At 25.4% G+C, this 9,733-nt stretch carries 9 protein-coding genes and 1 pseudogene; 7 read left to right on the top strand and 3 right to left on the bottom strand.

Features of this window, described 5'->3' with window-relative positions; translation table 11 throughout:
- A pseudogene (locus tag ACOTVC_RS08255) lies at window positions 1-408 on the top strand (hypothetical protein); the annotation flags it as partial.
- A 2-nt stretch (window positions 409-410) separates the two neighbouring features.
- On the opposite strand, the gene icmH reads toward ACOTVC_RS08255, so the two are convergent.
- From icmH to tssJ, 3 genes are read right to left on the bottom strand one after another with little or no spacing between them, the layout of a single operon-like run.
- Entirely contained in the window at window positions 411-1,181 is a 771-nt protein-coding gene (gene icmH, locus ACOTVC_RS08250) for a type IVB secretion system protein IcmH/DotU (protein WP_087684760.1), read from the bottom strand.
- Window positions 1,182-1,189: 8 nt separating this feature from the next.
- A complete protein-coding gene (gene tssK / locus ACOTVC_RS08245; protein ID WP_421628276.1) occupies window positions 1,190-2,590 on the bottom strand; it encodes a type VI secretion system baseplate subunit TssK in 1,401 nt (466 codons plus the stop codon).
- A gap of 15 nt (window positions 2,591-2,605) precedes the next feature.
- Window positions 2,606-3,046 carry a type VI secretion system lipoprotein TssJ gene (tssJ, locus tag ACOTVC_RS08240; RefSeq protein ID WP_039641578.1) on the bottom strand — a complete coding sequence of 147 codons (441 nt, stop codon included), beginning with the start codon at window positions 3,044-3,046 and terminating at the stop codon, window positions 2,606-2,608.
- Window positions 3,047-3,140: 94 nt separating this feature from the next.
- On the opposite strand from tssJ, the gene ACOTVC_RS08235 reads away from it, so the two are divergent.
- The 6 genes from ACOTVC_RS08235 (at window position 3,141) to ACOTVC_RS08210 (ending at window position 9,475) form a co-directional block, all read left to right on the top strand.
- Complete coding sequence (locus tag ACOTVC_RS08235; RefSeq protein WP_421628274.1) at window positions 3,141-4,427, top strand: TssA family type VI secretion system protein; 1,287 nt, start codon at window positions 3,141-3,143, stop codon at window positions 4,425-4,427.
- Between the two features lie 67 nt (window positions 4,428-4,494).
- Window positions 4,495-4,980: a type VI secretion system contractile sheath small subunit gene (gene tssB, locus ACOTVC_RS08230; protein ID WP_039641583.1), complete on the top strand. Its 486-nt coding sequence runs from the start codon at window positions 4,495-4,497 to the stop codon at window positions 4,978-4,980.
- A 12-nt stretch (window positions 4,981-4,992) separates the two neighbouring features.
- Window positions 4,993-6,447: a type VI secretion system contractile sheath large subunit gene (tssC, locus tag ACOTVC_RS08225; protein ID WP_421628273.1), complete on the top strand. Its 1,455-nt coding sequence runs from the start codon at window positions 4,993-4,995 to the stop codon at window positions 6,445-6,447.
- 3 nt (window positions 6,448-6,450) lie between these two features.
- Window positions 6,451-6,843, top strand: coding sequence for a type VI secretion system baseplate subunit TssE (gene tssE, locus ACOTVC_RS08220; RefSeq protein WP_039641587.1), 393 nt, complete (start codon window positions 6,451-6,453; stop codon window positions 6,841-6,843).
- Window positions 6,843-8,570, top strand: a complete 1,728-nt coding sequence (gene tssF / locus ACOTVC_RS08215; protein WP_421628272.1) for a type VI secretion system baseplate subunit TssF — start codon at window positions 6,843-6,845, stop codon at window positions 8,568-8,570. The genes tssE and tssF overlap by 1 nt, the downstream gene beginning before the upstream one ends.
- Entirely contained in the window at window positions 8,567-9,475 is a 909-nt protein-coding gene (locus ACOTVC_RS08210) for a type VI secretion system baseplate subunit TssG (RefSeq protein WP_214099681.1), read from the top strand. The genes tssF and ACOTVC_RS08210 overlap by 4 nt, the downstream gene beginning before the upstream one ends.
- Window positions 9,476-9,733: the final 258 nt, after the last annotated feature.

Below are 9,733 nucleotides of genomic sequence, written 5' to 3'. Positions count from 1 at the left end.
ATTAGAAAATATGAAAAAGAAATATTTGACATGGGATTTGAAAAAAGAGGTAGTTATTTTGTGGATTATTTTGATTATAGTTTTAATTATAATGGGTTTTTTGAGATTAATCTAGATGATTATTTTCTAAATAATTTGCATTCAAAAACTATAGATAAATTAAAATACAATGATGAAATAAAATTTGGAATCAAATATAAATACAATTTTATTAACACACCTAATATTCAATACACTAAAAGAAATAACCAAAGGGATGAAATTTATAATCCCTCTACTCTAGGAAAATACTATTTTCAAATAAACAAATATCACGAAGAAGTTTTTTTTGAACTTTTAAAACCATATTATCCTAGTATAAAAAATCTCCCTAAAGGATGGAGTAAAGAAATGGTTGAGAAAATATAATCTTATATTTTTTCTATATTCTCAATCAAACTACTGATGTTAGAATCAATTTTAATATTATGAGTTTGCAAGTCAAAAATTGCAAAAATAAAAAAGCTCAAAATACACCCAATAGGTATGATAACTAAGGCAAATTTCATAAATCTACGTTGAAAATACTGCCAAAAATTTTCTCTATTTGATCTATTGTAAGCCTTATCAAAAGCCGTCTCATCTGTTAAATTTATAAGAGGGGTTAAAGCTGATGCTATATTATTACAAAGATAAATAATTTTTTCTTCAACATCCTTTTCGTGAGAATATTTTCCTTTATATCCCAAAATTAAACAAACATATATAAATTCTAAAAAATCTTTATTTTTAGATGGATTAGACAGCCAAGAAAGTGCTATATCGTAAAAATTATCACCACCTAAAGTCTCATCAAACAATCTCACAGTTAATGTATGATTTGCCCAGGAACTATTAATGAACAAATCATTTTTCATTAAGCTTTCATCTATAAACACACACAAACAATATCTTAATTTTATAATATCTTTCTCATCATACTCTTTAAAAGTACTTAATTTTGAACTCCAAACTAAAATTTCATTTACAAGTTTTTCTTTTAAATTTTCTATATAAACAGTATCTAAAGAATGAACCTTGGATAATCTATAAACAAGTAAAAGAATTTCTAAGCAATTATCAACAACCTTATTAATCTCTAAACCTTTTAAATCACTTTCTAAAAGTAAAGATTTTTCTTTCAAATGTGATTCTTTTTGCATGTTACTCCTTAAAATACAGCCCACATTTTTATATCAGGATTTTTAATATTTGTTGTCAGATATAAACTAATAACATTTTCACCTTTAAAATGCTTAAATAACTCATCTTTTTTATCTATTTTATAATAAATATAGCCATTTAAATAAGGTATAGAAGAAGGGATATTGGAAATTTGCTCTATATTTATCCCTCGCAACTGTGTTGCTACTATATTTTTTATTCTACTTTGTGTATAAATTTTACTTTGAGTTTTAAAGTTATATAATAAATACTCATGATTAACATCCGCATTAATAGCTAAAAATAATTCAGCCTCTTTAATAATCGTAGGATTATCAAACAATAAATCATAAAATCCATTATCATTATTAACCACTTGAGCCATAGTATATTTTGGAGAAGTTATTTTTGCAAATAAAATTCTAAGTTGATTGATAAGTGGTAAAAAAGTACTAGTTAAGTTATCATGATTATATGCTATAAAATCAGAAAAAGAACTTTCAGCACTAAAGGCGCTAAGATCTCCTTGAAAATCAACTAGTTTCTCATATAAATTTTCAGGATGTATTTTATCTTTGTTAATCATATACGAAAAAATAAAATGCCATTTTTTTAAAAGATTTAGCGACAAATAAGTACTAAAATCTAAGGTATTTTTAGTTTGATCTATACCTTTAAACACTTCAGTAAGTACTTCTTTGTGTTGTTTAATAGAATGAGAAATTTCTTCCAAAAATGATCTAATATACGAAGATTTATTTAAATCCAAACAAGTAGGTATAAAGTTTTCATCTAAATCTATTTTTTTATTCAAATCAATACTTTTTATTTTTGCTATAGGAATTTCAAGCTCATCTGGAGTTTTACTACCTAAAAATCCTAATTTTAGTCTTAAACTAGCTAAAGTAATACTCATTTTTTCTTGTGAAAAAGTAATATTATCATCCTCGTATCCATCTTCCAAATCGGCATGTTTAAAAACATCATTAGCACTATCATCATACATTCTTGAAGCCACAACACTTCTTAAACTAATATATTTTGAATTAGGTATATTATTATGCAAAGATATATCTGCTATAGAAGATAACCCCATAGGAATTTTAATAACAATAATAGAATTTACCAAAGAATCGTAATTTACTTCTAAAGGATCAGGAAGATCATCTTGTTCTGGAGCATTAAAAATACTACCATCTTTAGCAATTCCAGAAATTCGTTTAAGCGCTATTTTTCCCTGCATTAGCATTTCATTAGAAAATTCTAGATCAAGTATTCCATATAAGTTATTAAAAATTGAAATTGTTTTGAGATTGATATTTCTTTCAAAATATCGTTCTTGTTGCTCAAAATGAATTTTATCAATATTTAGCCCATTAAACCAAGCTACTTTTAGCTTATCTGCCATTATATATTCCTTAGATTAAATATGTCTGATACCATCTTTTGTTATTTCAAATTTTAATGTTTTTTTAGTTCCAAAACCATTAGCATCATCCGTTTTTGCCCAAATTTTTGTTATCTTTTTAGTTTTATTTGCAAATAAAACTAAAATACCAATATATGGCACCTCTTCATCTACAACTTTAAATGCAACAATATTGTCTTTAGGAGCAATCTGTAATCTAATCGAATCAATTTTATCCTTTCCAAGTATCGCATCTTCTCTGGTAATCAACTCTAAATCACTAGCTTTTGCAAATTTATTTACATCCTTCAACTGGTATACAATAACTGTTAAAGGCACATCATCATTTCTACTATTTAAATTAGAATTTTTCACATTATCAATTTTTACACTTACAACGCTAGAACAAGAACTTAAAAACAATCCTACAAGCAATATAATAAAAATCTTTTTCATTTTCATCCTTAAAATAATACTTAATAAATAACTATCATAATTTCTCTTTTTTTATTATAATTAAAAAAACTTTCAATAGTGCTTAGGAGAAAAAATGATTTTCTGTGATCATTATGAAGAAAATTTAGAAAACTTAGAAATATTTCATTTACTTGAAGAAGAAATGTCAAAATATAAAACATTGAATCATGAAAAAATACAATGGGATAAAGTATATGAATACTCATTAGATATTTTACAAAACAATTCGATGGATATGAAAATTTTTGCTTACTTTTCTTTATCATGTTTAGCATTAAATAATGAAGAATGCTTTAAAATATTTTTGGAAATCATAATTTTTACAGAAAAATTATTTCGAGAAAAACCCGAAAATATTAGTAAAATATCTACTACACTTTTAAATCAAAAAAGAAAGTATAAGCAAACCATTGATAATTTTATTAACGAATTTAACAAAATTTCACCAAGATGCTCACAAATCACAACTAAAAGTTTAAATGAATATTTTGAAAAATTACGCGAAATTTTAAATTGCAATTTTACTAAATTGAATATTAAAGAAGAAACAACGCAAGCTAAACAATCATCATTTAAATCTCCAGTTACGCAAGTAAATATTGATATAAAAAATACAAAGATTTCCAATCTTAACGATAGAGAATATAGAAGCCTACTAAACAACTTAGCAATCGAACTTTTAGAAAATGACTTAGAAAATACCAACGCATATTCACTATTTGCAGAAGCGACTTGGGGAAGATTAAAAACACTTCCACCACATTCAGATTTCATCACTAAAGTAAGATACCCTGATAAAAATTTAATAAAATTACTACTTGATAAAAATACAAATGAACTAGATCAAATAAAATGTTTTATCAATAATCTTTCACTTAATCCCTTTTGGATAGAAGGATTTAAACTATTTTGTGATTTTTTACATCATCATCAAAAAGAACATTCTTTAAAAATTTTAAATTTACTAATTTGCAATTTTATTCTCAAATTTAAAGATATTACCAAATTGAGATTTGATAATGGTGAATTAATGTGCAAAGAGGATACATTTAATTATTTTGTAAAACAAAGTCAAGAAATTAATAAAAAAACACATGTTGCATCATCTGATAAAAATAAAAAAAATAAAAAAATGGAACAATTACTCATTGATATAAACAATGAAAACTATAATAATTCTTTATTTTGCAATATAAATTCTTTAATAGCTATGGCACAAGTTTTTGAAACAAATAATATGAACAATAATGCAAAAATTATATACTTGCAACTAGTTGAGCTTATGGAAAAAACCTTATTGAAAGATTACTTAAATGATGAGTATAATTATGCAAAAAATAAAACTCATAAAAAAATGTAAACTTAGTTATTCTTTATTATTTTTTTGTATAATTAAGTATAAAAAATTATAAATTGAAGGAGATGAAATGTCTGATGGATCAAGTGCACCAAAAGAACGTATAAATATAACTTACAAGGCAAAAACAAACGGACAAAATGCAGAAATAGAACTGCCTTTAAAACTTATGGTGATGGCTAATTTAACAGGTAAAAATGAACAAAATTTAGAAGATAGAGAAATTGTATCTATCAATAAAATAAATTTTAATCAAGTTATGCAAAAACTAGATATAAAAACTCAATTTAACGTTAAAAATACTTTAGGTGGAGGCGCTGAAGAATTAGATATTAATCTAAAAATATCAAGCATGAAAGATTTTTCTCCTGATAATATAGCACAACAAGTACCAGAGCTAAATAAATTAATGCGTCTTAGGGAGGCTCTAATGGCTCTAAAAGGACCTATGGGGAATATACCAAATTTCAGAAAAGCAGTTTTAGAAGCCCTAAAAAATGAAAAAACTAAAGAACAATTGCTTCTAGAGATCAAAAAAGAAAATAATGAAGAGTAAAGGAAACATAATATGTCAAAAGAGCAAGTAATTGATACTCCAATTATTGAAAGTATTATGGAAAAAAGTAAATACGCTAGGAATGATGAATGTTACAGTATAGCAAAAAGAGGAGTGGCTGAATTTATTTCTGCAATCGTTGAAAGTGACAATGTAGAAGATAAAATTAATAAATTTGCACTTGATGAAATGATTGCTCATATCGATGATTTACTATCAAAACAAATGGATGAAATTTTACATAATGAAGAATTCCAAAAATTAGAGTCAACATGGAGAGGGCTTTTCTTTTTGGTAGAAAGAACTGATTTTAATGAAAATATTAAAATTAATCTTTTTGATATTACCAAAGAAGAAGCTTTAGAGGATTTTGAAAATAATCCAGATATTACTCAAAGTGTTGTTTATAAAAATATTTATTCTTCAGAATATGGGCAATTTGGTGGAGAGCCAGTTGGTGCTATAATTGGCGATTATCAACTAAGTACTGCAAGTCCAGATATGACTTTTTTAAATAAAATGTCAAGCATAGCTGCAATGAGCCATTCACCATTTTTAACTTCTTTAGGGCCTAAATTTTTTGGTTTAGAAAACTACTCAGAATTAGCCAATATTCAAGATTTACAAAGTCTTCTTGAAGGCCCTCAATATACAAGATGGAGAACTTTTAGAGAAAATGAAGATTCTAAATACACAGGATTAATGGTTACAAGATTTCTAACAAGATCTCCTTATGATAGCGAGGAAAATCCTATTAAAAGTTTTAATTATAAAGAAAATGTTCACGCATCTCACAATCATTTACTATGGGGAAATTCAGCATATGCTTTTGCAACAAGATTAACAGAAAGTTTTGCTAAATATAGATGGTGTGGTAGCATAATTGGTCCAAAAAGCGGAGGAAGCGTAAAAGATCTTCCGACTTATTTTTATGAAAATTTTGGCAACTTAAAAGCTAAAATTCCTACCGAAGTTTTAATTACAGATAGAAGAGAATATGAACTTGCAGAAAATGGGTTTATAACCTTAACCCTAAGAAGAGATACTAATAATGCAGCATTTTTCTCAGCAAATTCCGCTCTAAAACCTAAGATTTTTCCAAATACACCAGAAGGAAAAGAAGCTGAGACAAATTATCGCTTAGGCACTCAACTACCTTATGTCTTTTTAATTTCAAGATTAGCACATTACCTCAAAGTATTACAAAGAGAAGAAATAGGAAGTTGGAAAGAAAGAAGCGATATTGAAAATGGTTTAAATGAATGGATTAGACAATATATTTCAGATCAAGAAAACCCACCAGCAGAAGTTAGAAGTAGAAGACCTTTTAGAGGAGCACAAGTAAAAGTAGATAACATACCAGGGGAACCTGGTTGGTACAAGATTGGATTAAGTGTTCGTCCTCATTTTAAATATATGGGTGGAAATTTTGAACTATCTTTAGTAGGTAAACTAGATAAAGAATAATAAATGTCTTTACTAGATAAAATTATTCACTCATTGGATGATCAATATAAAAATATTCCTTTTCACCAAAATGAATTTCAAGAAATAAAAAACAATATACAAGTTTTGCTTAATGCAAAACTTGATGATTGTTTAAGTGTTAAAGATTTTGGATTATCTGATTTAGAAAACTTAAATTTAAGCTCCACAGAGCTTTGCTTAAATATGGCAAGAGAAATACACAAACTTATAAACAAACACGAAAAAAGAATTATAGTTAACTCTATTACATATAATGATTCTCTAAAGCCTTGGCAACTTTCCTTTTTATTAAGGTGTGTTTTTTATGATGATAATTTTAAAGAATTTGCATTTGAGATTATATTTAAAAATAATCGATATTGTGAGGTTGTCTAATGACACAAGATGATATATATTATTATCAAAAAGAAATTTCTTACCTTAATCAAACTCGGAAAATTTTTATAGATAAATTTCCCAAACTAGCGCCTTTTTTATCTCATGATAGCAAAGATCCAGATATTGAAAGAATTATCGAAAATTTAGCAATACTAACCTCCAAAATTCATCAAGAATTAGATCAAAACATACCCTATATTGCAGAATCTTTAATTAATATTCTTTCTCCAAATTATACCAATATTCTACCTTCTATGTGTATGCAAGAATTTCAATTTAATGAAAATAGCAAACTTAACAAATTAATCATTCCAAAAAATAGTATAGTTAAATCTATACCTATAGAAAAATGTGAATGTGAATTTAAAACAATATATGATGTATATTTATACCCACTAACTATAGAAAATGTTTTTCTTGGAAGCGAAAAACAATATCATACAATGAACATACAACTTAGAGTCAACAAAGAAGACTTGAATATAGAACATCTAGAGTTAGATAAACTAAACATATATTTAGGTGATGATGTATACACTTCCTCCACACTACTTTTTTACATACACCAGCATTTAGAAGAATTAAAAATCATATCTCATGATACAAACGAAGAATTTAAAATAAACACATATGACATTAAAACTATGGGTCTAAAATCAAAAGAGAGTTGCTTATTTTACAATGATTTGGGCTTTGAATCATTTTCTTTATTAAGAGAGTACTTTTTTTTACCAGAAAAATTTAATTTTATCTCAATACAAGGTTTAGATGTTTTACGCGAATGTAAAGGAAAACAAATTAGTATTTTTTTTAAATTTAACAAAACACTTCCTAAAAATTGTATTGTAAAAAACGAATTGTTTTCACTATCAACAACACCCATTATTAATGTTTTTGAAAAAGCAGCAGAGCCTATTATTAATAATCATACACAAAATGGGTATAGAATTTTTATAGATAGAACTAATTTAGATGCATACGATATAGTTCAAATAAAACAAGTAAAAGCACACAATAGTGATAGTGGAAGTAGAATTTTAAAAAATTATAAAAATTTTGAACGTTTTGAGTTTATGCAAAATAAAATATGTGATTTTTACTACATTACAAATAAATCAAATTCTAAACATGATAATTTCAAAGAAATATCTTTTTTATCATCAAATGAAACAAACGAAACAATAACCATAGATACACTATGTTGCAATAAAAATTTACCCACTCTTTTAAAAATAGGTGAAATTAATCTTGTACCTTTCCATAAAGATGTAACTACAAAAAATATTACACTTCCAACACCAACAAGACAAATTAAAGTAAATGGAAATCTTCTATGGAAACTAGTTTCTATTTTATCCTTTAGTTATCAAACTCTATTAACTAAAACATCATTTTTTCAAGTCCTAGAAAGTTATAGTTTTCCCGACGACAAAGAATCTGAAATAGTTTGTCAACTACTTACATCTTCAATAATTGATATCAAATCAAAATCAACTTATTTAGTTGATGAATACATTACAAAAAAAGGAACTATGAGTATCATAAGCATAGATGATTCTAAATTTTACTCTTTAGGAGAAGTTTATAAGCTAGGTTTAATAATTTCAGAATTTTTATCATCTTTTGTTAGTATTAATTCATTTTGTGAATTAAAAATTAAATGCATAAATTCAAAAATTATTTTATCTTATCCTTTTAAAAAAGGAAATAAACCTATATTATGAACAATATAACTTCTTGTACTTTTTATAAGATTCTTACAAAAATACTAAAAGAATATCATCAAGAAGATATTTTTTTAAGAGTCAATAATGCTCTAAAACATCCCAATAAAGAAATCGAGTATGTAAAAATCAATAAACATAATAATTTTCCTGTAGAAATTATGATCAACTTTATGGGTCTGCAAGGAAACACATCACAACTTCCATCCTATATATTAGACAAACTTTCTAGAAATGAGGATGGTGGTGATGGATGGAGTTTATTTTTTGATTTTTTTAATCATTACCTTCTTTGGATTTTTTTTGAAATTACCACCCTTAATAACTATCCAAAAAGTTTTAATATAGAATTTAATGATAGAATTTCTAAAATACTATTTTCTATATTAGGTATTAATGATACAAAAATAGCAAAGAGATATCTACCTTTTGCACCGTTACTACTAAGTTCAAGAAGACCCAAAGGCTATATCGAAAGAATTTTACAAATAACTTTCAATTTGCAAAATCAACTAAGTATTATAGAAAATATTCCTCATCAAATTTACATAAGAAATATACAGTTGAATAAATTAGGACATAAAAATCATATTTTAGGGAAAAATATAATATTAGGAAAAAAATTTCTATCTTATCAAAATAAAATAGCTATTTACATAAAAGATATACACTATGATGAAGCTTTAAAATACTTTCCAAACGCAGAAAAATACAAAGAACTTAAAGAAAGTATATTGTTTTTAACTAATAATGAATTTTGTGTTGATTTATACCTTAAAATTATTTTTAATAAAAGAATGTTATTTAATCTAGGAAATCATTCTCACTCCAAATTGGGCTGGGGTAAAATTTTAGGAAAAAAAATAAAAACTTACGAAATAATACATATAAAACTTCATGAATGATTTTTATATTTATCAAAATATATCATTTACTTATTTATATATACTTAAATTTCATTATTTAAGTTATTTTTAATACTGATATACTAGGTTTAGTAGCATCCAATATTACGTAAAAATCATAAATTAGTGTTCTTAAGCCTATTCTATTTCAACCTCACATTCATAATCATATTAGATAAAAAGATACTATCTTTATCAAAGCTTTTTAAGTTATATTCTAGTTTTAAATATCTTTTTTGTATATCTTGTATTAAAGTT

The organism is Campylobacter sp. GB48, from assembly GCF_049221845.1.
GTDB lineage: Bacteria > Campylobacterota > Campylobacteria > Campylobacterales > Campylobacteraceae > Campylobacter_D > Campylobacter_D lari_C.
Note: the sequence above shows the minus strand (reverse complement) of the source record. Positions and strands in the feature narration are given on the sequence as shown.